The sequence below is a fragment of the Pseudomonas sp. B21-048 genome (genome assembly GCF_024748615.1).
Taxonomy (GTDB): Bacteria; Pseudomonadota; Gammaproteobacteria; order Pseudomonadales; family Pseudomonadaceae; genus Aquipseudomonas.
In genome coordinates, this window is sequence record NZ_CP087168.1 from 2773324 (window position 1) to 2798689 (window position 25366).

Annotated in this window: 24 protein-coding genes and 3 pseudogenes; 18 read left to right on the forward strand and 9 right to left on the reverse strand. The window is 59.6% G+C overall.

Going from position 1 to position 25366, the window contains the following annotated elements; genetic code table 11:
* Positions 1-79 precede the first annotated feature (79 nt).
* On the forward strand, positions 80-1441 hold the full coding sequence (locus tag LOY56_RS13005; protein ID WP_258622457.1) for a cache domain-containing protein: 1362 nt from the start codon (positions 80-82) through the stop codon (positions 1439-1441).
* 33 nt (positions 1442-1474) lie between these two features.
* Complete coding sequence (locus tag LOY56_RS13010; protein ID WP_018925859.1) at positions 1475-2107, forward strand: response regulator transcription factor; 633 nt, start codon at positions 1475-1477, stop codon at positions 2105-2107.
* A gap of 7 nt (positions 2108-2114) precedes the next feature.
* Here the strand turns inward: LOY56_RS13010 and LOY56_RS13015 are convergent, their stop codons facing one another.
* Positions 2115-2636, reverse strand: coding sequence for a transporter suffix domain-containing protein (locus LOY56_RS13015; RefSeq protein ID WP_258622458.1), 522 nt, complete (start codon positions 2634-2636; stop codon positions 2115-2117).
* A gap of 194 nt (positions 2637-2830) precedes the next feature.
* Here LOY56_RS13015 and LOY56_RS13020 point away from each other — a divergent pair, with 194 nt between their 5' ends.
* The 3 genes from LOY56_RS13020 to LOY56_RS13030 are packed head-to-tail and all read left to right on the forward strand — an operon-like array spanning position 2831 to position 6535.
* Positions 2831-4363: an efflux transporter outer membrane subunit gene (locus LOY56_RS13020; RefSeq protein ID WP_258622460.1), complete on the forward strand. Its 1533-nt coding sequence runs from the start codon at positions 2831-2833 to the stop codon at positions 4361-4363.
* Positions 4360-5499, forward strand: a complete 1140-nt coding sequence (locus LOY56_RS13025) for an HlyD family secretion protein (RefSeq protein WP_038983267.1) — start codon at positions 4360-4362, stop codon at positions 5497-5499. Before LOY56_RS13020 ends, LOY56_RS13025 begins: the two co-directional genes overlap by 4 nt.
* Positions 5489-6535 (forward strand): DUF2955 domain-containing protein, encoded by a 1047-nt coding sequence (locus tag LOY56_RS13030; protein ID WP_258622463.1) that lies wholly within the window; start codon positions 5489-5491, stop codon positions 6533-6535. Before LOY56_RS13025 ends, LOY56_RS13030 begins: the two co-directional genes overlap by 11 nt.
* Here the strand turns inward: LOY56_RS13030 and LOY56_RS13035 are convergent.
* On the reverse strand, positions 6520-6972 hold the full coding sequence (locus LOY56_RS13035; RefSeq protein ID WP_258622464.1) for a YMGG-like glycine zipper-containing protein: 453 nt from the start codon (positions 6970-6972) through the stop codon (positions 6520-6522). The genes LOY56_RS13030 and LOY56_RS13035 overlap by 16 nt on opposite strands.
* Positions 6969-7262 (reverse strand): annotated as a pseudogene (locus LOY56_RS13040) (helix-turn-helix domain-containing protein); the annotation flags it as partial. The gene LOY56_RS13035 and the pseudogene LOY56_RS13040, both read right to left, overlap by 4 nt.
* Here LOY56_RS13040 and LOY56_RS13045 point away from each other — a divergent pair.
* The 6 genes and pseudogenes from LOY56_RS13045 to LOY56_RS13070 form a co-directional block, all read left to right on the forward strand.
* Positions 7263-7451, forward strand: a pseudogene (locus LOY56_RS13045) (polyamine ABC transporter substrate-binding protein); the annotation flags it as partial.
* Between the two features lie 125 nt (positions 7452-7576).
* Positions 7577-8878 carry an FAD-binding oxidoreductase gene (locus tag LOY56_RS13050; protein ID WP_258622465.1) on the forward strand — a complete coding sequence of 434 codons (1302 nt, stop codon included), beginning with the start codon at positions 7577-7579 and terminating at the stop codon, positions 8876-8878.
* A gap of 148 nt (positions 8879-9026) precedes the next feature.
* Positions 9027-9623 carry a paraquat-inducible protein A gene (locus tag LOY56_RS13055; protein ID WP_258622467.1) on the forward strand — a complete coding sequence of 199 codons (597 nt, stop codon included), beginning with the start codon at positions 9027-9029 and terminating at the stop codon, positions 9621-9623.
* On the forward strand, positions 9620-10276 hold the full coding sequence (locus LOY56_RS13060; RefSeq protein ID WP_258622468.1) for a paraquat-inducible protein A: 657 nt from the start codon (positions 9620-9622) through the stop codon (positions 10274-10276). Before LOY56_RS13055 ends, LOY56_RS13060 begins: the two co-directional genes overlap by 4 nt.
* Complete coding sequence (locus tag LOY56_RS13065) at positions 10257-11912, forward strand: intermembrane transport protein PqiB (protein WP_258622469.1); 1656 nt, start codon at positions 10257-10259, stop codon at positions 11910-11912. The genes LOY56_RS13060 and LOY56_RS13065 overlap by 20 nt, the downstream gene beginning before the upstream one ends.
* Positions 11913-11928: 16 nt before the next feature.
* A complete protein-coding gene (locus LOY56_RS13070) occupies positions 11929-12480 on the forward strand; it encodes a membrane integrity-associated transporter subunit PqiC (RefSeq protein WP_258622471.1) in 552 nt (183 codons plus the stop codon).
* A 7-nt stretch (positions 12481-12487) separates the two neighbouring features.
* On the opposite strand, the gene xerC is transcribed toward LOY56_RS13070, so the two are convergent.
* Positions 12488-13426 (reverse strand): tyrosine-type recombinase/integrase, encoded by a 939-nt coding sequence (gene xerC, locus LOY56_RS13075; RefSeq protein WP_030131372.1) that lies wholly within the window; start codon positions 13424-13426, stop codon positions 12488-12490.
* A gap of 137 nt (positions 13427-13563) precedes the next feature.
* Between xerC and LOY56_RS13080 the strand changes: the two are divergent.
* From LOY56_RS13080 to LOY56_RS13110, 7 genes and pseudogenes are all read left to right on the forward strand, one after another.
* Positions 13564-13735, forward strand: a pseudogene (locus tag LOY56_RS13080) (4-amino-4-deoxy-L-arabinose lipid A transferase); the annotation flags it as partial.
* A complete protein-coding gene (arnE, locus tag LOY56_RS13085) occupies positions 13732-14076 on the forward strand; it encodes a 4-amino-4-deoxy-L-arabinose-phosphoundecaprenol flippase subunit ArnE (RefSeq protein WP_258622473.1) in 345 nt (114 codons plus the stop codon). The pseudogene LOY56_RS13080 and the gene arnE, both read left to right, overlap by 4 nt.
* Complete coding sequence (gene arnF, locus LOY56_RS13090) at positions 14073-14486, forward strand: 4-amino-4-deoxy-L-arabinose-phosphoundecaprenol flippase subunit ArnF (protein ID WP_258622475.1); 414 nt, start codon at positions 14073-14075, stop codon at positions 14484-14486. The genes arnE and arnF overlap by 4 nt, the downstream gene beginning before the upstream one ends.
* Positions 14483-15862 (forward strand): UDP-glucose/GDP-mannose dehydrogenase family protein, encoded by a 1380-nt coding sequence (locus LOY56_RS13095; protein ID WP_258622477.1) that lies wholly within the window; start codon positions 14483-14485, stop codon positions 15860-15862. Before arnF ends, LOY56_RS13095 begins: the two co-directional genes overlap by 4 nt.
* Positions 15863-16138: 276 nt before the next feature.
* Positions 16139-16837 carry an HPP family protein gene (locus tag LOY56_RS13100; RefSeq protein WP_258622482.1) on the forward strand — a complete coding sequence of 233 codons (699 nt, stop codon included), beginning with the start codon at positions 16139-16141 and terminating at the stop codon, positions 16835-16837.
* A gap of 230 nt (positions 16838-17067) precedes the next feature.
* Positions 17068-18174, forward strand: coding sequence for an enoyl-CoA hydratase/isomerase family protein (locus LOY56_RS13105; protein ID WP_258622484.1), 1107 nt, complete (start codon positions 17068-17070; stop codon positions 18172-18174).
* 3 nt (positions 18175-18177) lie between these two features.
* Positions 18178-19329: an acyl-CoA dehydrogenase family protein gene (locus tag LOY56_RS13110; RefSeq protein WP_008072412.1), complete on the forward strand. Its 1152-nt coding sequence runs from the start codon at positions 18178-18180 to the stop codon at positions 19327-19329.
* 123 nt (positions 19330-19452) lie between these two features.
* Here the strand turns inward: LOY56_RS13110 and LOY56_RS13115 are convergent, their stop codons facing one another.
* The 5 genes from LOY56_RS13115 to LOY56_RS13135 all read right to left on the reverse strand — a co-directional run bounded on the left by LOY56_RS13115 (position 19453) and on the right by LOY56_RS13135 (position 25227).
* Complete coding sequence (locus LOY56_RS13115) at positions 19453-20226, reverse strand: enoyl-CoA hydratase (RefSeq protein ID WP_258622650.1); 774 nt, start codon at positions 20224-20226, stop codon at positions 19453-19455.
* Positions 20227-20256: 30 nt separating this feature from the next.
* Positions 20257-21384 (reverse strand): acyl-CoA dehydrogenase, encoded by a 1128-nt coding sequence (locus LOY56_RS13120; protein WP_258622486.1) that lies wholly within the window; start codon positions 21382-21384, stop codon positions 20257-20259.
* Positions 21385-21578: 194 nt separating this feature from the next.
* Complete coding sequence (locus LOY56_RS13125) at positions 21579-22772, reverse strand: acetyl-CoA C-acyltransferase (protein ID WP_258622489.1); 1194 nt, start codon at positions 22770-22772, stop codon at positions 21579-21581.
* Between the two features lie 12 nt (positions 22773-22784).
* A complete protein-coding gene (locus LOY56_RS13130; RefSeq protein WP_258622652.1) occupies positions 22785-23546 on the reverse strand; it encodes an SDR family NAD(P)-dependent oxidoreductase in 762 nt (253 codons plus the stop codon).
* A 16-nt stretch (positions 23547-23562) separates the two neighbouring features.
* On the reverse strand, positions 23563-25227 hold the full coding sequence (locus LOY56_RS13135) for an AMP-binding protein (RefSeq protein WP_258622491.1): 1665 nt from the start codon (positions 25225-25227) through the stop codon (positions 23563-23565).
* Positions 25228-25366 lie beyond the last annotated feature (139 nt).

Here is a 25366-nt window from a genome sequence, read left to right on the forward strand (position 1 = left end):
TGGCGCCGCTACTGGACACGCGTATCTTTGGCATATGATGCCGGGCCCGCGCCTTCCCTCGGTGTAGCCAGGAGTAGAGATGCAACTCAAACATAAAATCGTCGCGCTCGGGATTCTGCCGCTGGTGTTGGCGATCGCGGTCATCTGCGCGCTGGTGATTTCCCTGAACCGCCAACTGGGTGATCAACAGGCGCAACTGATCGAAGACAGCATTCTGGCCAGCAAACGCGCAGAGCTGAAAAACTACGTCGAAATGGCGCAAAGCCTGATCGCGCCGCTGTATGACGACGGTCGCGGCGATGAGCACGCGCAGCAACAAGTGCTGGAAGAACTGCGCAAGCTCAGCTTTGGCATCAATGGCTACTTCTTCGTTTACGACCACGAGGGTCGCAGTCTGATGCACGCGCGCCAGTCAGAGCTGGTGGGCAAATACCTGTGGGACATGACCGACCCTCACGGCTTACCCGTGATCCAGGCGTTGCTCAAAAGTGCGCAATCAGGCGAAGGCTTTCAGCGTTACGCCTGGAACAAACCCTCTTCAGGCCAAGTGACCGACAAGCTCGCCTACGTGGTGATGCTGGACCGTTGGGGCTGGATGCTCGGCACCGGTATCTACCTTGAAGACGTTGAACGCGCCACCCAGCAAGCGCGTGCCGAAGTGGCTCAGGGCATCCGTAAAACCATGGGGGCGATTGCTGCGGTGGCCCTCGTGGCGGTGCTGTTTGTGTTCGCCAGCGGCATGACGCTGAACGTCAGCGAACATCGCCTGGCCGACAAAAAACTGCAGCGCCTGACCCAACGCATCGTCAGCCTGCAAGAGGAAGAGCGCTCACGGGTTTCCCGAGAGCTGCACGACGGCATCAGCCAGCTACTGGTGTCTATCAAGTTTCAGTTCGAACTGGCCAGCCATGTGCTGGAGAATGGGCAAGATAAGGGCTTGGGCATTTTAAGAGACGCCACGCAGCGCCTCGGGGAGGCGATTGGCGAAGTTCGCAGCCTCTCTCACGACTTGCGTTCGTCGCTGCTTGACACCCTCGGCCTGCCAGCGGCCATCGGTCAACTCGCCGCGGAATTCGAGCAACGCAGCGGTCTTGTCGTGACCTTCAACGATAACGAATTCGACTGTCTTCTGGTCGATGGCGCCGCCGTCTCGTTGTTTCGCATCGTGCAAGAAGGCCTGACCAATATCGAACGCCACGCACAAGCAAAACACGTCATCATTACCCTGCACGGTTCTGAAAAGTCCGTACGGTTGACGGTGGTCGATGACGGTATCGGTTTCAACGTTGCCCAGGTCGAACGTCGTCACACCGGCATTGGCCTGCGTAATATCCGTGAACGTGTCGAGCATTTTGGCGGTCGATTCGACCTGACCTCGATGCCGGGAAGAAGTGAGCTGGACGTGCTGCTGCCGATGAAACTGCCCGGTACAGAACGCTGACTCACCCCATAACAATTAGAGTGAATGCCTGCGATGAACCTGCCCTACCCGATCCGCGTCGCCCTGGTCGACGATCACTCCCTGGTCCGCGACGGAATCAAATCGCTGCTGGCGGTCATGGCGCCACTGGAAGTGGTGGGAGAAGCCGAAAATGGCGCGGATGCCATTGAAATGGTCGGGCGCTGCCAGCCAGATCTGTTGCTGGTTGACATCAGCCTGAAGGACATCAACGGCCTCGAGCTGACCCGGTTGTTACGCAGCCAGTACCCGTCGCTCAAGGTGCTGGTGTTGAGCATGTACGACAACTATGAATACGTCAGTGAATCCGTGCGCTCGGGTGCCAGCGGCTATGTGCTGAAGAACGCGCCTTCGCGGGAAATCATTGCGGCGATCGAAGCCATTGTCAGTGGAGGGACGTTCTACAGTGCCGAAATCGCACAGCGCCTCATCGCCGATAAAAGCACCGACAATGAGCTGACTCCGCGCGAAAGCCAGGTGCTGTACAAGATGGCTCAGGGGCTGAACAACAAGGAAATGGCTCGCGAACTGGACATCAGTGTCCGGACAGTAGAAACCCATCGCCTGAGTATCCGTCGCAAGCTCAACATCGACAAACCCGCCGCCCTCGTAAAGTACGCGATCGATCACGGGATTATTTCGCGGTAGGCGCGATTCACACCGCAGTCGTATTCACCACACGTGCCGTGCGAATAAACAACGCGCGTACCTTGTCCCAGAAATTCCCGCCCAGTACGAAGAAGCTGCCGATCAGCATGGCATCGCCCAGCGCCTGGAGCTGCCAGAGATTCGGTCTCAGCCCCGGCCAAAGAGTGTCTATGTAAGGTTCGAGAAATGCCGAGATCAGCGGCAGGCAAAACATTACAAGACCGATTCTATGACGAGCCGGGCCTACTTCCACGTCTGCCGGTGCCAGCGTGGAGACGTAACCAAACAGGCTGCGCTTGAGTTGCTGAAAGCCGGCTTTGCCCATGATCGCAATCGCGAGAATCAACAGAATTTTGTTACTGATAAATAAAACGCCGGTCAGGGCCGCAATCTTTGAACCTGATACATCCGCCGCGGCAGCGAGAGGCACCATCAGCCACGATCCCAGCATCAAACAGATAATCGCGATGCCCACTTTGAAACGCCATCCGGTGGAGCTGGGTACATTGTCATCCTGAGGGTTGCTCATGGTCTTCTTAACCTTCTTTTCTGGCCGCAATTAATAGATCTTCAGAAGCGTAGCAGTTGGTCGATCCTATGATCATTCAACATGACCTTGTATTTGTCCGGGCTGTACTAACCTAAGCGAACCGGTAACCAACGCCATTTCAATGCCAGGGATGTTCGGATGACGTTTTCCCAAGATCTACTATCAGTGCACCGATGCTAACGCGCTCAGGTCCTCTGCTTCTATTGGTCGCCCTTGGCCTTGGCGGTTGTGTCCGTCTAGGGCCGGATTTTCAGCACCCGGGCGAAGCCTGGACAAAACTCTGGAGCAGCCCCGCGCTTGAGCAGGCCAGCCAACGAAGCCTGAATCCCGACCTTCGCCAGTGGTGGCAAGTGTTCGCCGACCCGGTCCTCGACGCGCTGATCGCCGAATCGGACGCGCACAATTCAGACCTGAAAATTGCCGGCCTTCGCGTCATGGAAGCCCGTGCGCGGTTGGGCATTGCGCAAAGCGGACGCTATCCGCAACTGCAACAGGCCAGCGCCGACAGCCTGTACTTCAACCGCCAGCAGTCCGGCGGCAACAACCCGCAAGACAGCCACTTCTGGCAACACAGCGCGGGCTTTGACGTTGGCTGGGAACTGGACTTCTGGGGGCGTTTCAGTCGAGCCATCGAGTCATCCGATGCCAGTTACTTTGCGGCTCAAGCCAACTATGAAGACGTACTTGTACTGCTGCGTGCTCAGGTGGCCGATACCTACTTTTCGTTGCGCACCACCGAAGCGCGTTTGCGCGTTGCCCGCGAAAACGCCCAACAGCAGAAGCGCAACTTTGAGATCACCGAGAAACTGTTCAACAGTGGCCAGAGCGCCGAACTCGACTTGCAACAAGCCAAGACCCAATACCTGGGCACCTTGAGCAGCATTCCGGATTTTGAGGCGCAAGTACTGCGCACCCGCAACGCGTTGGCCGTGCTGATCGGCCGGCCACCCAGTGCCCTGCCCCAATTGCTCGAAAATGAAGGGCTGATCCCGCTGGTGGACCGAGCCGTGCTGCAAGACGTGCCGGCCAGCCTGTTGTTGCGTCGACCGGACGTGCGCGCCGCCGAGCTCAATGTCGCGGCCCAGTCGGCACTGATCGGTGTAGCGGAAACCGACTTCTATCCGTCGCTGACCTTGCTGGGCAGCATCGTCTGGACCACCGACACGTTGAGCGGCACCTCCAACAGCCTGGACCTGATCGGCGGCCCCAGTTTGCGCTGGAACCTGTTTGACCACGGCCAGATCAGCAACAACGTGCGTGTACAAGATGCGCGATTACAGCAGCTGATTGAGGTTTATCGCGACAAAGTCCGCCAGGCCGCACGGGAGGCCGATGATGCCGCCGGCAGTCTGATCAAATCACTGGAGCGCGAGCGCATCCTGGGTGAAGCACAGATCGCCGCCGCGCGTTCGTTGAGCCTGGCCAGCACTCAATACCGGGAAGGTTACTCGGACTTCCAGCGCGTGCTGGATGCTCAACGCGCATTGCTCGAACAGCAGGACAACTACCTGCTCAGCCGCAGTAATGCGGTGAGCAACCTGATCGCACTGTACAAAGCCCTTGGCGGTGGTTGGTACAGCGCCCAGACGACAGTCGATCAAGAAACTCGCCAGCAAATGGAACAACGCACCGACTGGGGTAACCTGCTGAATGAGCCGGCCCCTTCGCAAGCATCCTATCCTGTGCCAGAAGGTCAAAGCCGATGACTGAACCCTCGCCGCCCTCCACTGAGGCACCCTCCCCCAAGGCGCCAGAGCCTGCTGCCGATCCCGCAAAAAAGGGCATCAAATGGGTGATGCTGCTGATCGTATTGAGCCTGGCCTGGTACTTGTTGGCTGACCGGTTCACGCCGTATACGCAACAGGCTCGGGTGGGCGCCTTTGTCATTCCGGTGGCATCCGAAGTGGCCGGTCGGGTGATCCGTGTGAATGTGCGCAACAATCAGGACGTCAAAGCGGGCGATGTGTTGTTTGAAGTGGATCAGCAGCCCTATCAAATAGCCGTCGACCGCGCCCGCGCAGACCTGGAGTCCACACGCCGCCAGATCGGTGCCAGCACCGCCGGTATTGCTTCGGCTCAAGCCAATTTGCGCGCCGCCCAGGCCAATGAACTCAAGGCGCGACAGGACAATCAGCGTCTTGAAGGTTTGTACCGCGAAGACCCCGGCACCATTTCCGTGCGCCTGCTTGAGGTGTCTCGGGCCAGCCGTGAACAGGCCGTCAGTCAGGTCGCCGCAGCCCATGCCGAAGTCCAGCGGGCACGGGAACAGGAAGGCGGCAGCGAGGACGACAACGCGCTGTTGCGTAGCGCTGCCACGGCGTTGTCAAAAGCCGAACTGGACTTGTCCAACACGCAGATACGCGCACGGTCAGCGGGTCTGATTACCGATCTGCGCACCGATGTCGGACAGTTCGCCACTGCCGGCAGCCCGGTCATGACCCTGATTGCCATCCATGATGTGTGGATCAGCGCGGACATGACCGAAAACAACCTCGGCCTGGTCGAGGTCGACACCCCTGTTTCGATCGTTCTGGATGCCCTGCCGGGAAAGGTTTTCGACGGCCGTGTGCGCAGTGTCGGCTACGGCGTCAGCGTGGGGCAGACCACTGCGCCCGGCAGCCTCCCCAGTGTGCAGAACAGTCGTGACTGGCTGCGTCCGGCCCAGCGTTTTCCGGTGATTATCGAGTTTTCGGAGGAATCGAGGAAAACGCTGTTCGACAGTCGCGCCATCCGTGCCGGTGGGCAGGCTGAAGTGATGGCGTTTCCTACCGAAGACAATCCGCTGAATCTGCTCGGCCGATTGTTTGTGGGGCTGATGAGCTGGCTGAGCTATGCCTATTAAGGGCGTGCCTACTCAGCGCACGCCTCGTGTTCAACGGGCGTTGCGTCTCGCCACCGGCACGGCGCTGTGCCTGGCCATCAGCTACGGCCTGGCGCTGCCGATCCCCTTTATTTCGCCAGTGCTCGCCGTGTTGCTATTGGCCTCGCTCAATCAGCCTTTGCCATTCAAGGCCGGATTGATTCTCGCACTGGCTGCGATGTTAACCACTGGTGTCGGCCTGTTGTTGATTCCGATCCTGCGTTATTACCCGATTACCGGCGTGCTGCTGATTGGAGTCAGTTTGTTCCTGGCCTTTGGTTTTGGCCTGCGCGGCGGCAACACCTTGATCATGACCTTCCTGATCATTGGTCTGACCATGATTTCCTCGGCCGGCGTTGCCGATTTCGATCTGGCGATGATGGTCATTGGTGCCTTGGTCATGGGCTTGATCCTCGCCGTCATCGTCGTGGCGTTCAGTCATTGGTTGTTTCCCGACCCGGCCAATGCGCCCACCTCACCCGCCGCCAGCGCGCTGCCGGCGCAGGAGGTGGGCCGGGTTGCCCTGCGTGCGACTCTGATTGTTATACCGGCGTTCCTGTTGGCGCTGATCGACCCGGCCAGCTACCTGCCGATCATTTTGAAAGCGGTCAGCCTTGGTCAGCAGAGTTCGACGACAACGGCGCGCAACGCTGCTCATGAACTGCTCGGCTCGACCTTCATGGGCGGGCTGTTGGCTATTATGTTCTGGTGCGCGCTCAGCCTGTTTGTGCACCTGTGGATGTTCTTTCTGTGGATGCTCCTGTTCGGCTTGCTGTTGGCACGCAAGCTCTATGCCCTGAGCCCGACCCGACAAACCCCGGGGTTCTGGCTCAACAGCCTGGTCACGTTGATCATCCTGCTGGGCCAGTCGGTTCAGGACAGCCTCGCCGGCAAGGACGTCTATACCGCCTTCGTCGTGCGCATGGGGCTGTTTGTCGCCCTCACGTTCTATGCGTGTCTGATGGTTTATCTACTCGATCAGCGGCAGCGAACCCCAGACACTCAAGGGGTGACTTGATAACCCCGCCCTTGCAGGCAACCGGTATAGGCCGTTGAACCGGTCGCCGCGCTGGTCTGTTGTTGCGCGCGACGCTCCTGACGCTGACGCGCGCCACCGACCACCGCACCCGCCGCTGCGGTTTGCCCGGCCCGGTTCTGTCGATAATCCTGTTTCACATCATTGTCGACCTGATCGTAGAATTCGTCATGCTGACGCCCACGCACCCCGGCGCCCACAGCTCCCGCAGCGGCACCCACCGCAGCACCGCGCAGTCTCCCGCCCGAGGGGGGCGGACTTGAGGCACTCTGACTGGCCGCAACAGTGTGGCAATCATTGATATCCAGCTGGATTTGTTGCGAGCTCTGCCCTTTCAAGGGCACAACCGTTTCGGCCTGAACCTGCGTATAGACCATTGACATTACGGCACACAGGCTAAAAGACGTTAACCGACTCATGATGACCTCCAATAAGGTCCACTGTGTTTGCGGGCCAGCGTTTGGCTGGGGAACTCCTGGAACAACGCTCGATAACTGCTGGAAAACCGTCCCAAATGCCAGAATGACCAATCCATTGCCACTTGCGCAACCGTCGTTTCGCCGGTCGTTCGATTGAGCAATTCACGGCGCGCGCTGTTGAGCCGACGCAAGCGCAACCAATGCGTGGGTGTCATCCCGGTATACGTCTTGACGGCATGCTGTAATTGACGCAGCGAAACCCCGGCCACCTGAGACAGCTCCAGCAAATTGTGAACGTCTACAACTGGACCGATTACATCGGCGAGACTACCCTCGCCGACTTCCAGGCGAAAACCGCGATCAAGGTGATTTACGACGTATTCGATTCCAACGAAACCCTGAAGGACAAACTGCTCGCCGGCCGCACGGGTTATGACGTGGTGGTGCCCTCCAACCATTTCCTCGCGCGCCAGGTGAAGCTGGTCAATAATCCGTTGCTCTATCCTCCTCAGGAAATCCTCGACAAACTCTACATATCAACCACCCCGCCCCAGGCGATCATGCGTCTGATGACCCGTTCCTGGAGCAAAGTGAAGTCCAACCAATGAATCAGTACGACAACGAACACGCTCATTCCTATTACGCTGCATCAGCGAAGGGCATGACACCCTACCCCACGCTGGACTCGGACCTTGAAGCCGATGTCTGCGTGATCGGCGGCGGCTTTACCGGGGTTAACACTGCGATTGAACTGGCGCAACGCGGGCTCTCGGTAATTTTGCTCGAAGGTCGGCGGATCGGCTGGGGCGCCAGCGGGCGTAACGGCGGGCAGCTGATCCGCGGTATCGGCCATGACGTCAGCGGTTTCGCCCGATATATCGGTCAGGACGGCGTGCGCTATTTGGAGCGTGCGGGCATCGAGTCAGTGGAGTTGGTGGGCAACCGCATCCGCGAGCATGGGATCGATTGCGACCTGCGTTGGGGCTTCTGCGAGCTAGCCAACACCCCGGCGCAGTTCGCCGCGTTCACGGCCGAACTGCAAAGCCTCGCCGAACTGGGCTACACCCATGAAACCCGACTCGTCGGCCCCGAGCAGATCCGCCAGCAAGTGGTGGGCTCCGATATTTATGCCGGTGGCCTGATCGACATGGGCTCGGGTCATTTGCATCCGCTGAATCTGGTACTCGGCGAAGCGCGCGTTGCTGAATCCCTCGGGGTGCGGCTATTCGAACAAAGCCCGGTGCTGGAGTTGATTCACGGCGACACCGTGCGTGTACGCTGCGGCGGCGGCACGGTGCGCGCCGGCAGTCTGGTGCTGGCCTGCAATGCGCATCTGGAAGAACTCGAACCGCGCCTGAGCGGCAAGGTTTTACCGGCGGGCAGTTACATCATCGCCACCGAGCCTTTGGCACCTGAGGTCGCCGCGCAATTGATCCCGCAGAACCTGGCGCTGTGCGACCAGAAAGTCGGCCTCGATTACTACCGGCTCTCGGCGGACCAACGATTGTTGTTCGGCGGCGCCTGCCATTATTCCGGGCGCGATCCGGCTGATATTGGTGCTTATATGCGGCCAAAAATGCTCAAAGTCTTCCCGCAGTTGGCAGATGTGCGCATCGATTATCAATGGGGCGGCATGATCGGCATCACCGCCAACCGATTCCCCCAGGCCGGACGTTTGAGCCAGTACCCGAATGTGTTCTATGCCCAGGGTTATTCCGGTCATGGGCTGAACGTGACTCACTGGTGCGCACGGTTGCTGGCCGAAGCGATTCATGCCGGGCACAGCCAGGGGCTGGACGTTTTCAGCGCCGTGCCGCACATGACCTTTGCCGGTGGAAAACTCCTGCGTTCGCCGCTGCTGGCTCTCGGCATGTTCTGGTATCGCCTGCGTGAATTGCTCGGCTGAAGTTCGTGCCAATCACCTCGCAGCAAATGCCCATCTGATCCTGGAGGTCCAATGCATCCCTTGAATAGTCTTTTAATTTGCTCAATCGCAAGTCACTTCTATATTGAGGGTGTGCTCTGACTTTTCTGCCTTCCGGCGAGTGCGGCCCATGGCGACGATTGACTCACTGATCATCTGCGAGCACTGCGACTGCGTGTTTGAAAAAGTCACGCTCGCCAAACATCAAAAAGCTTTGTGCACACGCTGCGGCGGCGTCCTCCAGCGTTATAACGGACTGTCGGTGGAGCCGCGTCTGGCGTTGGCTTTCACGGCAATGATGCTGTGGATTTTCGCCAACTTCTATCCCGTCATGAGCATCAGCATGAAGGGCCTGAAAAACAGTGCGACGCTGTGGGATTCGGTATTGGCATTGAGCCAGGGGCCGATCACCTTTATTGCGTTGGTGGCGGCGATCTCCATCATCCTCGCACCGCTTTTTCAGCTTGTGTTGCTGATCTGGGTCTTGAGCTTCGCCCTCAGGCATCGGCGCTCGCCCGGTTTCAAACTGTGCATGCGCTGGCTGGAAACCCTCAGGCCCTGGAGCATGCTTGAAGTCTGTCTGTTGGGCGCAATGGTCGCGGTGTTCAAACTTGCAGGGTTACTGGATGTCATCCCCGGCATCGGCCTGTTTGCCCTGGCCGTTCTCAGCCTGCTGTTGATTCGCATCGCCGGGCGCGATGTGCGCGAACTGTGGAACATTTTATGAACACGCCACCGCTCGCCAGCGAACTCAATCTGTGCCTGTGCCATAGCTGCGGCCTGGCTTGCGACATCACCGACAACCCTCATGAATGCGAACGCTGTGGCGCGCCACTGCATGCCCGTAAAGCCGATTCATTGACCCGCACATGGGCCTATCTGCTGGCCGCATTGGTGTTTTACATCCCGGCCAATCTGCTGCCGGTCATGAACACCAGTCTGTTCGGCAACGGCTCCGACAGCACCATCATGAGCGGTGTGCTGGAGTTCTGGGAACATGGTGCGTGGGACATTGCCCTGATCATTTTCATCGCCAGTATTGCGGTGCCGGGTATCAAGTTCGTTGCCCTCTCTTTGCTGCTGATCACGGTGCAACGCGGCAGTATCTGGGCTCGCAAGGAACGTTCGAAGCTTTACCGTTTCGTCGAGCTGATCGGCTACTGGTCGATGCTCGATGTAATTGTTGTCGCGCTGGTCGCCGCACTGGTTAAATTCCAGGCGCTGGGCGATATTCAACCGCGTCTGGGCATTCTGTTTTTTGGTTTGGTGGTGGTATTCACCATGCTGTCGGCGATGAGTTTCGACCCGCGATTGATCTGGGATAAGGCGCGGGAAAAATCACAAAACGAGGAGCTCACGGATGAAGTCGCAAGCCACTGATGGGCCCCAAGGCCCTGGCCAGGCCAATATCAAGACCCGTCGCTTCAGCGTTTCGCTGGTGTGGATCGTGCCGATCGTTGCGGTGCTGGTGGGGATCTCTCTGGTTATACACAACGTGATGCAGGAAGGTCCGATCATCACTGTCACCTTCAAGACCGGTAGCGGCCTTACGGCCAACAAGACCGAGGTCAAATACCGCAACGTAGTCATCGGCCATGTCTCGGAAGTGAAGCTGAGCAACGATCAGAAAAGCGTCAACGCCACGATCAAACTCGACAAACAGGCAGAAAGCTTCTCCCGCGAAGATTCGCAGTTCTGGGTCGTGCGGCCGCGCATTGGTGCTGGCGGAGTCTCGGGCATCGATACCCTGCTGTCGGGTGACTACATTGGCGCCGACATCGGTCAGGCCAATGCCCGTTCCAAACACTTCATCGGTCTGGAAAACCCGCCGCCCATTACCTATGGCGAGCCGGGCAAACGCTTCACCTTGCACACGCAGGACCTCGGCTCACTGGATATCGGTTCGCCGGTCTACTACCGCAAGATCCCGGTTGGGCAAGTGGTGGCGTATGCGCTGGACGCCGAAGGTAAAGGGGTGAACATCGAAATCTTCGTCTATGCGCCCAATGACGTCTACGTCACGCAGAACACCCGGTTCTGGAACGCCAGCGGTATTGATGTGAACGTCGGCGCCAACGGTTTTTCGGTGAGTACCGAATCCTTGTCATCCTTGCTGGTGGGCGGCATCGCGTTTCGCGCGCCGGAATACAGCCCCAACGATCAGGTGGCCAACGAAGATAAAGCCTTCGACCTGTTCGAAGATCAGCAAACCGCCCTTGCGCCTCCTCACGGTAAGGGGCAGTACTTGAGCCTGCGTTTCGATCAGGCTTTGCGCGGTCTCAAGATCGATGCGCCGGTGGAATTCCTCGGCATCGAATTTGGCAAAGTCGTGTCGGTCAATCTGGATTTCGACGCAAAAAAACGCAGTTTTCCGGTCAATGTCGGCATCGTGATCTACCCGCAGCGACTCGGCCAGGCTCATGAAAAGATGCTTAAGGCCTTGAATCATGACCCCAATGACGAAGCCGCCAGCATAAAACTGATGGGCAGCTTCATCGAAAACGGTCTGCGGGCCCAGGCCCGTAGCGGCAATCTGTTGACCGGCCAGCTTTACATCGCGCTGGACTTCTACCCCAAAGCGGAGAAAGTCGTGTTCGACCCGACCGCCCGTCCCGTCATGGTCCCCACCATTCCTGGCAGTCTCGAACAGCTGCAGGAAAAACTCGAAGGCATGGTCAACAAGATCAACCAGCTGCCCATCGAACGCATTGCCGGCAACCTCGACAGCAACCTCGTCGAGTTGCGTAAAGGTCTTGCGCAGTTCAACGCCAAAACGTTGCCCGGTGTGCAGACCACGCTGGCGGATGTCAGCAAGACCTTGCAATCGGCCAGTTCGACGCTCGCCGATGATTCACCACAACGGGAACAACTGAGCCAGACCCTGGATGAACTCGGGCGCATGTCGCGCTCACTGCGTGAGCTCTCGGATTACCTGGGTCGGCACCCGGAATCACTGATTCGCGGTCGTCCCGACAATGCCGCACCGATTGATATGCAGGCGCCACCGCGCAACTGACCACAGGAGCAACACCATGGCTTTTTCGCTGAAAATCACGCTGGTCACTGCGTTGCTGTTGCTCACTGCTTGCCGCAGCGACCCGATTCGGTTCCACACCCTGACCCCGGCCCAACTGAGTGGCGCAAACAGTAGCGCGGAGATCCAGATCGAAAGCATCACCGTGCCGCCCCAGGTTGACCGCCCACAGATTGTCATTCGCGAAGGCAACAGCGGGCTGGCGATCCTCGAAACCGAATGGTGGGCGGCCAGCCTGGTGGATGAGTTGCGCAGCGCCCTGGTCGATCAACTGGTCAACAGTAACCTGCAACGCAAAGTATCGTTGCGTCTGGATGTGCAACGCTTTGATTCGATTCCCGGCCAATACGCGTTGATCGACGTCAAATGGCGCCTGCGCAGTCTCGGCCATGGAGATCCGGCATTGATCACCTGTCGCAGCACGTTGCAGACCGCTGCCGGTGCGAGCATCGATGACCTGGTGGTCGCTCATCAGAACAATGTGAAACGCTTGGCTGCCGCGATCAGCCAGGCGATCGGCTCGCAAAAAGGGTGTCCTTCGGCGTCCTGATAGTGGTTCACAAATCGAAGCGATCCACCGCCCGCCGGCGTTCATTGTCGTCACGCACATCGTAATTGGCCGTGGTCTGGATGTTGCTGTGATGGGCCAGTTTCTGCGCGATTGACAGGTCGTGCTCTTCAATCACTCGGGTAATGAACGACCGGCGGAAATCGTGCGGCATGATTTTCACCCCGACTTGTGCGCCGCGTTGCCGGGCGATGTAGTAGATCGCATGTTTGGTGATGCGCTCACGGGTAATGTGGCTGCCACGTCGGATGCGGTTGAACAGGAACGGATCATCCGTTTCTCCCTCCTTTAACTGCGAACGCCGCAACTCCAGCCACGCATCCAGTTTGGCGAAGGCCCAGGCTGGCGCGTACTTGATCAGCTGTTTGTTGCCCTTGGCGGTGACGCACAGGCTGCGCTCGGTGAAGTCCACTTGGGCCAGGTCCAGATTCACCGATTCCGATTTGCGCATCCCCGAACCGTACAGAATCCCGATGATTGCCGCGTCCCGTAGCCCTTGCGGCCGTGGATCGGCGGCGCAGACCTCCATTAAGTCGCGAATCAAGGTGCGCTTGAGGTTGCGCCCCTGGGACAGTCGCGTGCCGGCAATGCCTTTGACCGAGCGCATTTTCAGCAAGTGCTCCTGACTGATCAGACTCATGCGCCACGCTTCGTTCATCACCCCGCGCACCGCATTAACGTAGAGCGACGAGGTATTTGGCGCGTAGCCGTCTTCGCGCAAGGTCGCCACCAGCGCAACAACATCCTCGGGCTGCAGTTGATGCCAGGGAATCTCTTCGATGTTCATGTCTTCGAAGTCCAGACGGTCGGCGGCGTCCTGCAACACATAACGCATGGTCAACTGGCTGGATGGTGCCAGACGCGCCAGGTACAGGGTCAATGGGTTGGCTTTTGAAACGAGGGATTCAGTAGCAGGTAAGTCAATCAATGAAACGGGCCTTGAAATGAATAAATACGCAGGCTCCCGTCATCCATTGAGCCAGCCGGGCCGTCACGCTGCCGACCATGGACTGGAAAGTCAATGGTGGCTTCTTGGGTTGTCGGCGAAACCAGGCATCGCCAATACCGAACGTCTGCTTGACTGGAAACAACACGATAGACGAATTGAAACATGGCCTGGCCTATCCTGATTCAGCAACCGCGGCTGCTCGAAGTCCACCAGCGACTGCCCAAGGATGGCAAACGTTATGAACAAGGCAATCTGATGATGCTGATTTTGCCTCAGGAGGCCTCATGAGCCTGCTGCTCGTATTGGCTGCCTGCCTGCTGACCTGCCTGGGCCAAATCGCCCAGAAGTACGCCGTGGAAAGTTGGCGCGGCAAGACGTCGGGCTGGGGCGAGAAACTGCGCTCGCCGTGGCTGTGGCTGGCGCTCGCTTCTTTGGGGTTGGGCTTGCTGGTCTGGCTGCTGGTGTTGCAGCGCCTGGAAGTTGGCGTCGCCTACCCCATGCTTAGCCTGAATTTCGTCTTGATCACATTGGTTGCGCGCTTCGTCTTTCACGAAACCATCGACCGCCGTCACTGGCTGGGCGTGGCGCTGGTGATCGGTGGCGTGGCGTTGCTGGGGCAACACGCATGAGCCTGCGTCGTGGACTCGCCTTCGCCCTGGGCAGCGTGCTGCTGGGTAGCGCCGCACAGTTGGGCATGCGCTGGAGCATGACCCGCTTGCCGCATCCCGAACAATGGTTACCCGCCTTGAGCAACGGCAGCATTAATGTGTCCGCCGTGGCCGTCGTGCTGGCCGCCATTCTCGCCTATGCCGTGTCGATGCTCACCTGGCTCGCCGCCCTGCGGGATTTACCGCTGGGTAGGGCCTATTCGCTGCTGAGCATCAGCTACGCGCTGGTGTATGTGCTGGCCGCCAGCCTGCCGTTATTCAACGAAACTTTCAGTCTTTCGAAAACCCTGGGGGTGGCGCTGGTCATCCTCGGTGTGATCACGATCAACTCTCGACCTGCTCGTGCGCCTGAAATTAGGAGTGCTCCATGAAAATCAGTGTATTTGGCAGCGGTTACGTTGGCCTGGTGCAAGCCGCCGTCCTGGCTGAAGTCGGCCACGACGTGGTGTGCATGGACATTGACGAGAATAAAGTCGCGCTGCTGCAACAAGGCCACGTCAGCATCTTCGAACCGGGGCTGGCCAGCCTGGTGCGCGAAAGCCTGGAAGCCAAACGGCTGCAGTTCACCACAGACGAAAAATTCGCGGTGCAGCATGGCCAGGTGTTGTTCATCGCCGTCGGCACGCCTTCGCGGGATGATGGTTCGGCGGACTTGCGCTACGTGTTGTCGGTGGGTGAAGCAGTGGCGCGTCACCGTGAACAACCGGTGATTCTGGTGGAGAAATCCACAGTGCCGGTGGGCACGGGCGATACGCTGCGCGCGCATATCGATAAGTGCCTGCTCAAGGTCGGTCGGCTGCTGCAGTTCGATATTGTCTCCAACCCCGAGTTTCTCAAGGAAGGTTCGGCCGTGGCCGATTGCCGGCGCCCGGACCGCATCATCATCGGCTGTGAGCGCGATGAGGTGCGCGACGTGATGCGCGACCTCTACGCCCCGTTCAACCGCAACCATGACCGCATCATGTTCATGGACCTGCGCAGCGCCGAGCTGACCAAATACGCCGCCAACTGCATGCTGGCGACCAAGATCAGTTTCATCAACCAGATCGCCGAGCTGGCCGAGCACCTGGGCGCCGATATCGAATCGGTGCGGTTGGGCATCGGCGCCGATTCACGTATCGGTTACCACTTCATCTATCCCGGCTGCGGTTACGGTGGTTCGTGTTTCCCCAAGGACATGCGCGCGCTGATTCACAGTGCCGAAGAGGCTCATTGCTCCAGCGACCTGCTGCAAGCGGTGGAAGCCATCAACCAGCGGCAGAAACACAAACTGTTCGAACGCATCAATGCCTTCTACCAAGGCGATTTGCGCGGCAAGACTTTCGCCGTGTGGGGCCTGGCCTTCAAGCCCAACACCGACGACATGCGCGATGCGCCGAGCCGGGTGCTGCTGGAATCGCTGTGGGCCGCCGGGGCCAATGTGCGGGCGTTCGACCCGGAAGCCATGCAGGAAACCCAGCGTCTGTACCCTGACGAGTCGAAACTGATGCTCATGGGCACGCCGGAATCGGTGCTGTCGGGCGCCGACGCACTGATCATCTGCACCGAATGGCAGCAGTTCAAGGCACCGGACTTCGACCTGATCCAGCAACGGCTCAATGAACCGGTAATCTTCGACGGGCGCAACCTGTACGACGCCGAACGCCTGGCCCGCAGTGGCTTCCTGTATTTCCCGATGGGGCGCGGTGAGTCGCGCAAGTTGCCGATTCCCCTTCAGCAATGGCCAGCGGCCTCAGTCGTCGCGTGAACACGGTTTCGCCCGGGACCTGCCTGCCGCGGGTTGGTCAGCCAGACCGAAAAAACGATTTCGTGTTGCTTCACGCGCCTCCCGTGTGAAGTAGCGGGTGACGATACTGCAAAAATAATGCACTCAAGCAGCATTAATATGAATTTGTCACCATCAGGACTGATGGGCACACTGTGCGCTGTTCCTCCCCCAATAGTTGGAACGACTTTAAGGGCTTTCTGGGTCTCCCAGCTAAGCCTTTTTTTTGCCTCGATTTTTTTACGGATCGTTTGCCTCATGTTCGCTCGCTGGTTACCTGCCGCCATCAATACCCGTCCTTCAGAATGGAGCCGCGCCGCTATCGGCATGGCTTTGGGCACAATGTTCAGCGTCTGGCTATGCAGTCAGGTATTCGGCATGGAAGTGGCGCTGCACCTGATCGGCCCGCTGGGTGCATCCGCCGTATTGCTGTTTGCTGTGTCCTCAGGCGCCCTCGCCCAGCCGTGGTCGATTCTTGGCGGTTACTTGAGCGCCGGGGTGATTTCGCTGCTGGTCGCTCACGTACTCGGACGAACCTTGGGCAGCGCCTGCCTCGCGGCGGGCATGGCGCTGATTCTGATGTGCTGGCTGCGTTGCCTGCACCCACCGGCCGGGGCGTTGGCGTTGCTTATGGTGGTGGCAGACCCGGCGACCATTGCCATGGAGTGGAAAGCCCTTGGCCCGGTGATGCTCAGCGCCTCCACCCTGTTGCTCAGCGCCCTCGCCTATAACAACCTGACGCGCATCCGTTACCCCAAACGCGCCAGCGAACCGGCACCCCTGATGATGCCCGTCCCCGACATCCAGGCGATCACTGCCGCGGATCTGAAACTGGCACTTGCCGACATGGAGGCCTTCTACGACGTCACCCCCGAAGACCTCGAGCAACTGATTCATGCCAGCGAGTTGCACGCCAAGCGACGTAGCATCAGAGAGGTATTTTCCAACAAGGGTTGAAGATCAAAAGATCGCAGCCTTCGGCAGCTCCTGCGTTGACCGTGTTCACCGCCGTTTTTTCGCATGAACACCCCTCGCGCAGGCTGCGATCTTTTGATTTTGTCTTAAGGCAAAAATGCAAACAGCACCTGCACGTATCCCGGTTGTACATCACAAATTTGCACTGATACGATCCAGCATCGCTCGCGCGCGAGTTTTCTATAAAAAACAATAAAAGCAGGGAGTTAGTGATGACTGCTCAGGTTTCATCCGCGCAAACACAGCCCATGGATGCCACGCAAAATGAAGTGTTGGCCGAGGTTCGCAATCACATTGGTCACCTGACCCTCAATCGCCCCGCCGGCCTCAACGCCATTACCCTGGACATGGTTCGCAGCCTGCACCTGCAGCTCGATGCCTGGGCGCAGGATCCGCAGGTGCATGCGGTGGTGTTGCGCGGCGCCGGTGAGAAAGCGTTCTGTGCCGGCGGCGATATTCGCTCGCTGTACGACAGTTTCAAAAGTGGCGACTCCCTGCACGAAGACTTCTTCGTCGAAGAGTACGCACTCGACCTCGCCATTCATCACTATCGCAAACCGGTCCTGGCCTTGATGGATGGCTTCGTGCTGGGCGGTGGCATGGGGCTGGTGCAAGGCGCCGATTTGCGAGTGGTCACCGAACGCAGCCGCCTGGCGATGCCGGAAGTGGCCATCGGTTATTTCCCGGACGTTGGCGGCAGCTACTTCCTGCCACGCATTCCCGGTGAGCTGGGCATCTATCTCGGTGTCAGCGGCGTGCAGATTCGCGCCGCCGATGCGCTCTATTGCGGCCTGGCCGACTGGTATCTGGAAAGCGCCAGCCTGGGCACGCTGGACGAGCAGCTCGATCACCTCGAATGGCACGACGCGCCGCTCAAGGACCTGCAAGGCATGCTGGCGAAACTCGCCGTGCAGCAACTGCCGGGAGCGCCCTTGGCGGCATTGCGGCCGGCCATCGATCACTTCTTCGCCCTGCCCGACGTGCCGAGTATGGTGGAGCAAATGCGCGAAGTGACGGTCGCCGACAGTCACGAATGGGCGAAAACCACGGCGGATCTGCTGGAAAGCCGTTCACCACTGGCCATGGGTGTGACCCTGGAAATGCTGCGGCGCGGTCGACGCTTGAGCCTGGAGCAGTGCTTTAGCCTCGAACTGCACCTGGATCGCCAGTGGTTCGAACGCGGCGACCTGATCGAAGGCGTGCGCGCCTTGCTGATCGACAAAGACAAGAAGCCGCGCTGGAACCCGCCGACCCTGCAGGCGCTGGGCGCCGAGCACGTGGCGAGTTTTTTCACCGGGTTCGACCCAAGCTGGAGCTGAGTCATGCACGATATCGAATTGAGCGAAGAGCAAGTGATGATCCGCGACATGGCCCGGGATTTTGCCCGCGGCGAAATCGCGCCCCACGCACAAGCCTGGGAAAAGGCCGGCTGGATCGATGACGGTCTGGTGGCGAAGATGGGTGAGCTGGGCCTGCTGGGCATGGTGGTGCCCGAGGAATGGGGCGGCACTTATGTCGACTACGTCGCCTACGCCTTGGCGGTGGAAGAGATTTCGGCCGGTGACGGCGCCACCGGTGCGCTGATGAGCATCCACAATTCCGTGGGCTGCGGGCCGGTGCTCAACTACGGCACCGAAGAACAGAAACAGCAATGGTTGCCGGACCTCGCCAGCGGCCAGGCCATCGGTTGCTTTTGCCTCACCGAACCCCAGGCCGGTTCCGAAGCTCATAACCTGCGCACCCGCGCCGAACTGCGCGACGGCCAGTGGGTGATCAACGGCGCCAAGCAATTCGTCAGCAACGGCAAACGGGCGAAGCTGGCGATTGTGTTCGCCGTGACCGATCCGGAGCTGGGCAAGCGCGGCATCTCAGCGTTCCTGGTGCCGACCGAAACAGCGGGTTTCATCGTCGACCGCAGTGAACACAAGATGGGCATCCGTGCTTCCGATACCTGCGCCGTCACCCTGAACAATTGCACTGTTCCCGAGGCCAATCTGCTGGGCGAACGCGGCAAAGGCCTGGCCATCGCCCTCTCCAACCTCGAAGGCGGCCGCATCGGCATCGCCGCGCAAGCCTTGGGCATCGCCCGTGCAGCGTTCGAAGCAGCGCTGGCTTACGCGCGGGATCGGGTGCAGTTCGACAAGCCGATCATCGAGCACCAAAGCATCGCTAATATGCTGGCCGACATGCACACCCGTCTGAATGCTGCACGTTTACTGATCCTGCACGCCGCAAGGTTGCGCAGCGCCGGCAAGCCGTGTCTGTCGGAGGCTTCACAGGCCAAGCTGTTTGCCTCGGAGATGGCCGAGAAGGTCTGCTCGTCGGCGATACAGATTCATGGCGGGTATGGGTATCTGGAAGACTACCCGGTGGAGCGCTACTACCGGGATGCGCGGATCACGCAGATTTATGAAGGGTCGAGCGAGATACAGCGGATGGTGATTGCGCGGGAGTTGAAAAATTATCTGGTGTGACCTTTAAAAGCATCGCGGGCAAGCCCGCTCCCACAGTGGTTCCCGGCGTTCACAAATTTTGTATACGCTCAAGAAACCTGTGGGAGCGGGCTTGCCCGCGATGACGTCCGCGAGGACGCCGCATTACTTGCCGACGAACTCCGCCTCCCGCTTGGCAATAAACGCCGCCATCCCTTCCTTCTGATCCTGCGTCGCAAACGCCGCATGGAACACCCGACGCTCAAAACGCACGCCTTCCGACAGGCTGACTTCAAAGGCGCGATTGACGCTTTCCTTGATCATCATCGCAATCGGCAACGACTTCTTCGCAATCAACGCCGCGACTTTCAGCGCTTCGTCCAATAGCTCATCCGCCGGCACAATCCGCGCCACAATCCCGCAACGCTCTGCTTCCACCGCATCGATCAAACGCCCGCTCAAGCACATTTCCATGGCCTTGGCTTTGCCCACTGCGCGAGTCAGGCGCTGAGTACCGCCCATGCCTGGCAACACACCGAGGTTGATTTCCGGCTGACCGAATTTGGCGTTGTCGCCTGCCAGAATGAAGTCGCACATCAACGCCAGTTCACAGCCACCACCCAAGGCGAAACCGTTGACCGCAGCGATGATCGGCTTGCGCCGGTTGGCTACGCGATCGCTGTCGCTGAACAGGTCATCAAGGTAGATCTGCGGGTAGGTCAGCTCGGCCATTTCCTTGATGTCGGCACCGGCGGCGAAGGCTTTTTTCGAGCCGGCCAGCACGATGCAACCGATGTTCGAATCGGCTTCCAGGCCATCGAGGGCATGGTTCAATTCGCTGACAATTTGCGCATTCAACGCGTTCAAGGCTTGTGGACGGTTGAGGGTAATCAGGCCGACGCGGCCGTGGGTTTCCAGCAAAATCGTTTCGTAATTCAGCTCTTTATTGCTCACAGAGGGGACTCCTTCTCAAAGATTGCGCGAAATGACCATGCGCTGAATGTCGCTGGTGCCTTCGTAGATCTGGCACACCCGCACGTCGCGGTAGATCCGCTCCAGCGGGAAGTCGTTCAGGTAACCGTAACCGCCAAGGGTTTGCAACGCCGAGGAGCAGACCTTTTCGGCCATTTCCGAAGCGAACAGCTTGGCCATAGACGCTTCGACCAGCGCCGGCTTGCCGCTGTCGCGCAATGCCGCCGCGTAATGCACCATCTGCCGGGCGACGGCGATCTGGGTTGCCATGTCCGCCAGCCGGAAGGCCACCGCCTGATGTTCGATGATCGGCTTGCCGAAGCTCTCGCGCTCACGGGCATAGTCGCGGGCCGCTTCGAACGCGGCGCGGGCCATGCCCACCGATTGCGAGGCGATGCCGACACGGCCGCCTTCTAGGTTGGCCAGGGCGATCTTGTAGCCTTCGCCCTCCTCGCCCAGTCGATTGGCCACCGGGACTTTCACATCCTCAAAGAGGATCTGGCAGGTGTCGGAGGCATGTTGACCGAGTTTGTCTTCGACCCGCGCGACTTTATAGCCTGGCGAATCGGTGGGCACGATCAGCGCCGTGATCCCGCGTTTGCCGGCACTCGGGTCGGTCACCGCAAACACAATCACCACCCCGGCGTTTTGCCCGGAAGTGATGAACTGCTTGCAGCCGTTGAGCACGTAGTGATCGCCGTCCAGCCGGGCACGGGTTTTCAGGCTGCTGGCGTCGGAGCCGGCTTGCGGTTCGGTCAGGGCAAACGCACCGAGCATCGCGCCGCTGGCCAGCGGCTTGAGGAAGCGTTCTTTCTGGTCGTCGTTGCCGAATTTGAGGATCGGCACGCAACCCACCGAGTTGTGCACGCTCATGATGGTCGAGCAGGCGCCATCGCCGGCAGCGATTTCTTCCAGCGCCATGGCGTAGGCCAGGTAACCGGTGTCGCAACCGCCCCACTGCTCCGGCACCAGCATGCCGAAGAAGCCCAGGTCGGCCATCTCGCGGATCGCTTCCTTGGGGAAGCGATGTTCGCGGTCCCATTCGGCGGCGAACGGTTTCAGCCGTTCCTGGGCAAACTGCCGGGCCGCGTCGCTGATCTGAAGTTGTTCGTCATTGGGGATCATGCCAAGTCCTTAAAATTCAAGTTGAAACGCAAGACCTGTGAGAGCGGGCTTGTGTGGCGAGGGAGCTTGTCGGATCGCCGCACCGTCCCGCTCGACTGCGCAGCAGTCGCAAGCTTATGGGGCCGCTTCGCGACCCAGCGGGAGCAAGCTCCCTCGCCACAAAAGCCCCGCACACAGGTTGCGCCCCATTAGCCTCAGTACAGGCATTCCACAGCCATGGCCGTCGCTTCGCCGCCGCCGATGCAGATCGCTGCAACGCCGCGTTTCAAGCCTTTCTGGCGCAGGGCCGAGAGCAGGGTCACAAGGATCCGCGCTCCCGATGCACCGATCGGGTGGCCCAAGGCGCAGGCACCGCCGTGGACGTTGATCTTCTCGTGGGGGATTTCCAGTTTGGTCATGGTCACCAGACTGACCACCGCAAAGGCTTCGTTGACTTCAAACAACTCGACTTCATCCAAAGACCAGCCGGTTTTCTTCATCAGCTTCTTGATCGCGCCCACCGGTGCCACCGGGAACAGCCCCGGCGTGTCGGCAAATGCAGCATGACCATGAATCACCGCCAGCGGTTTCAGGCCTTGTTTCTCGGCTTCGCTACGGCGCATCAACACCAATGCCGCCGCGCCGTCGGAGATCGAACTGGAGTTTGCCGCGGTCACGGTGCCGCCGTCGCGAAACGCCGGCTTCAGCGAAGCGATCTTGTCCAGTTTGGCTTTCGGTGGCTGTTCGTCGTGGCTGATCAGCACCTGCTCTTTGCCGACCATCACCTGCACGGGCACGATCTCGGCGGTAAAGCTGCCGTCCTTGATCGCCTGTTGGGCGCGGGTGGTCGAAGCAATGGCAAACGCGTCCTGATCTTCGCGGCTGAAGCCGTTGGTTTCGGCGCAATCCTCAGCGAAGGTGCCCATCAGGCGACCCTTGTCGTAAGCGTCTTCGAGGCCGTCGAGGAACATGTGATCGAGCACCCGGCCATGGCCCATGCGGTAACCGCTGCGGGCGCGGTCCAGCAGGAATGGCGCGTTGGACATGCTTTCCATGCCCCCGGCGACGACCACATCGGCACTGCCGGCGATCAGCCTGTCGTGAGCCAGAATCGTGGCTTCCATGCCCGAGCCGCACATTTTGTTCAGTGTCGTGCAACGGGTCGACTTATCCAGCCCGGCGCCCAGTGCCGCTTGCCGCGCCGGGGCCTGGCCGAGACCGGCGGACAGCACACAACCGAACAGCACTTCTTCTACGGATTCAGGAGCGATACCGGCGCGTTCGACGGCAGCACGAATCGCTGCGGCGCCCAGCTGTGGCGCGGTCAGGCTTTTCAGTTCGCCCTGGAACCCGCCCATCGGGGTGCGGGCGGCGCTAACAATAACAATCGGATCGTTGGACAGCGTCATGACAAATCCTCCTTATTTGGCGGCCATGCGCAAGGCACCGTCGAGACGGATCACCTCGCCGTTGAGCATGCTGTTTTCTATGATATGCCTGACCAGCGCGGCGTACTCGCTCGGCTTGCCCAGACGCGGTGGAAACGGCACACCGGCAGCCAAAGACTCGCGCACTTCCGGGGTCATGCCGGCCATCATCGGCGTTTCGAAAATGCCTGGGGCAATGGTCATCACGCGGATACCGAAGCGCGCCAGTTCTCGGGCGGCGGGCAAGGTCAGGCTGACGATCGCGCCTTTCGACGCCGAATACGCGGCCTGGCCGATCTGGCCGTCGAAGGCCGCGGCCGAGGCGGTGTTGATGATCACGCCACGCTCGCCGTCTTCGTCGGCTTCGGTTTCGGCAATCGCCGCCGCCGCCAGGCGCAGCATGTTGAAACTGCCGATCAGGTTGACGTTGATCACCTGGCTGAAACTGGCCAGTGCATGAGGGCCGTTCTTGCCAAGGATCTTCTCGCCACGGACGATGCCGGCGCAATTGACCAGACCATTGAGGCCGCCAAAGGCTTTGACCGTCGCCTGCACCGCCGCTTCCGCAGCCGTTTCATTACTGATATCCGCCACCACGCTTTGCGCGCCGAGACGTGCAGCCTGGGCGGCGACGGCTTCGGCATTCATGTCCACCAGCATCACTTTGGCGCCAGCAGCCACCAGCATTTCAGCAGTGGCGGCACCGAGGCCGGATGCACCGCCGGTGACGAGAAAAACCTTGTTTTCGATCTGCATCATTGTTTCCTTGGATTCAAGCTGAAACGTTCTTCGCGGCGGCCTCTTGAGCCTTGGCGATTTCCTGGTTGCGCAAGATAAAGCGCTGCAATTTGCCGCTTGGGGTTTTCGGCAATTCGCTGACAAATTCGATTTCACGGGGGTACGCGTGCGCCGCCAGACGCTTGCGCACGTGTTGGCGCAGTTCTTCGGCGAGCGCCGGTTCTGCGCGGTATTGCGAACTGAGCACGACGAAGGCTTTGACCAGCTCGGTGCGCTCCGGGTCGGGCTTGCCGATCACTGCAGCTTCGACCACCGCAGGGTGTTCGATCAGCGCGCTTTCCACGTCGAACGGGCCCACGCGATAGCCGGACGTGGTGATCACGTCGTCACTGCGCCCGACGAAGCTGATGCTGCCGTCCGGGTTCCACTCGACGGTGTCGCCGCTCAGGTAATAGTTGCCGACAAAGGCCTTGGTCGGTGCGCCTTCGTAGCCGCCGAACCAACACATCGGCGACTGGGTACGGTCGACGGCCAGAATGCCTGGCTGGCCGACGCCCAGTTCTTTGTATTCGTCATCGAGCACCACAATGCGGTGGCCCGGCGAGGCGAAACCGGCAGCGCCGACGTGCACTGGATGATCGAGGCCGTGGTGATTGCACAACACCATGCCCAGTTCGGTCTGGCCGTAATGGTCGTGAATCACCACGCCGAGGTTATCGGCGAACCAGCGGATCACCTCCGGGTTGAGCGGCTCGCCGGCGCTGCTGACGATGCGCAGCTTGCCCTTGATCGAACGGGCGAACTCGTCGCCACCGGCAATCAGCAAGCGATACGCGGTCGGTGAACCGGTGAGGTTGGTGATCCCGAATTTGTTGATCACCCGGCAGGTGCTTTCGAGGGTGAACGGACCATCGTAAAAGGTGATCGGATGCCCCATCGCCATCGGCCCGGTGACGCCGAAATAAATGCCATAGGCCCAGCCCGGATCGGCGACGTTCCAGAACGCGTCTTCAGGGCGTAAACCCACCGCGTCACGGGTGTAATTCTGGAACGCGACGATCGCCTTGAGTGGTACCGACAGCGCTTTCGACGGGCCTGTGGTGCCTGAGGTGAACATCAGCAGGAACGGGTCTTCGCCGGTCAGCAATACCGGTTCGCACTCGGAAGAATAGTTGGCCAATTCGGCCCAGAAACTGAAATCACCCCGAACGATACCTTGGCCTTTCGGGCCGCCAACGGTGACGATGGTCGGGCAGTCGGCCACTTCAGCGAGTTTCGGTCGATTGACCGCGTCGGTGACTACGATGGCGGCACCGGAGCTGTTGAGGCGATGTTCGATGGCTTTCGGGCCGAAGGCGGTAAACAGCGGTTGATAGACCGCGCCGATGCGCCAGGTGGCGAACACGGTGATCAGTAATTCGATGTTGCGTGGCAAGAGGCCGGCGACTTTATCGCCCTTCTTCACGCCCTGGGTCAGCAGGAAATTGGCAAACCGCGCGGCTTTGTCCTGCAAGTCGCTGAAGGTGTAGGTCGCGCTGGCGCCGTCGCGGCCTTCCCAGAACAGCGCGATGCGCCCCGGCAAGGCATGCCGGTCGCAACACTCGACGCAGGCATTGAGTGCGCTCAACGACCCTGTGAGCGCGGCATCGACGGTGTGCTGATAATTGAACTGTGACGTGGCAGACAAGTAATCGCGCATTGCCAGAATCCCTGTGTATTTTTATTAGGTCGGGGAACCGTAAATAACAGGGAAATACTCGCTCTGCGTGGGGAGCGGGACAATGGTCAAAGTTATCAAGTTGTGTGACTGGTTTGGCCAAGGTCACTACCTACCTCGT

Coding starts and splice junctions, on each gene's coding strand:
- LOY56_RS13125 (WP_258622489.1), bottom strand. CDS start 22,772: ATGACGCTGTCCAACGATCCGATTGTTATTGTTAGCGCCGCCCGCACC.
- LOY56_RS13020 (WP_258622460.1), top strand. CDS start 2,831: ATGCTAACGCGCTCAGGTCCTCTGCTTCTATTGGTCGCCCTTGGCCTT.
- LOY56_RS13070 (WP_258622471.1), top strand. CDS start 11,929: ATGGCTTTTTCGCTGAAAATCACGCTGGTCACTGCGTTGCTGTTGCTC.
- LOY56_RS13110 (WP_008072412.1), top strand. CDS start 18,178: ATGCACGATATCGAATTGAGCGAAGAGCAAGTGATGATCCGCGACATG.
- LOY56_RS13100 (WP_258622482.1), top strand. CDS start 16,139: ATGTTCGCTCGCTGGTTACCTGCCGCCATCAATACCCGTCCTTCAGAA.
- LOY56_RS13055 (WP_258622467.1), top strand. CDS start 9,027: ATGGCGACGATTGACTCACTGATCATCTGCGAGCACTGCGACTGCGTG.
- LOY56_RS13030 (WP_258622463.1), top strand. CDS start 5,489: ATGCCTATTAAGGGCGTGCCTACTCAGCGCACGCCTCGTGTTCAACGG.
- LOY56_RS13065 (WP_258622469.1), top strand. CDS start 10,257: ATGAAGTCGCAAGCCACTGATGGGCCCCAAGGCCCTGGCCAGGCCAAT.
- LOY56_RS13105 (WP_258622484.1), top strand. CDS start 17,068: ATGACTGCTCAGGTTTCATCCGCGCAAACACAGCCCATGGATGCCACG.
- LOY56_RS13010 (WP_018925859.1), top strand. CDS start 1,475: ATGAACCTGCCCTACCCGATCCGCGTCGCCCTGGTCGACGATCACTCC.
- LOY56_RS13005 (WP_258622457.1), top strand. CDS start 80: ATGCAACTCAAACATAAAATCGTCGCGCTCGGGATTCTGCCGCTGGTG.
- LOY56_RS13095 (WP_258622477.1), top strand. CDS start 14,483: ATGAAAATCAGTGTATTTGGCAGCGGTTACGTTGGCCTGGTGCAAGCC.
- LOY56_RS13060 (WP_258622468.1), top strand. CDS start 9,620: ATGAACACGCCACCGCTCGCCAGCGAACTCAATCTGTGCCTGTGCCAT.
- LOY56_RS13135 (WP_258622491.1), bottom strand. CDS start 25,227: ATGCGCGATTACTTGTCTGCCACGTCACAGTTCAATTATCAGCACACC.
- arnE (WP_258622473.1), top strand. CDS start 13,732: ATGAGCCTGCTGCTCGTATTGGCTGCCTGCCTGCTGACCTGCCTGGGC.
- LOY56_RS13035 (WP_258622464.1), bottom strand. CDS start 6,972: ATGAGTCGGTTAACGTCTTTTAGCCTGTGTGCCGTAATGTCAATGGTC.
- LOY56_RS13120 (WP_258622486.1), bottom strand. CDS start 21,384: ATGATCCCCAATGACGAACAACTTCAGATCAGCGACGCGGCCCGGCAG.
- LOY56_RS13015 (WP_258622458.1), bottom strand. CDS start 2,636: ATGAGCAACCCTCAGGATGACAATGTACCCAGCTCCACCGGATGGCGT.
- LOY56_RS13050 (WP_258622465.1), top strand. CDS start 7,577: ATGAATCAGTACGACAACGAACACGCTCATTCCTATTACGCTGCATCA.
- LOY56_RS13130 (WP_258622652.1), bottom strand. CDS start 23,546: ATGCAGATCGAAAACAAGGTTTTTCTCGTCACCGGCGGTGCATCCGGC.
- arnF (WP_258622475.1), top strand. CDS start 14,073: ATGAGCCTGCGTCGTGGACTCGCCTTCGCCCTGGGCAGCGTGCTGCTG.
- LOY56_RS13025 (WP_038983267.1), top strand. CDS start 4,360: ATGACTGAACCCTCGCCGCCCTCCACTGAGGCACCCTCCCCCAAGGCG.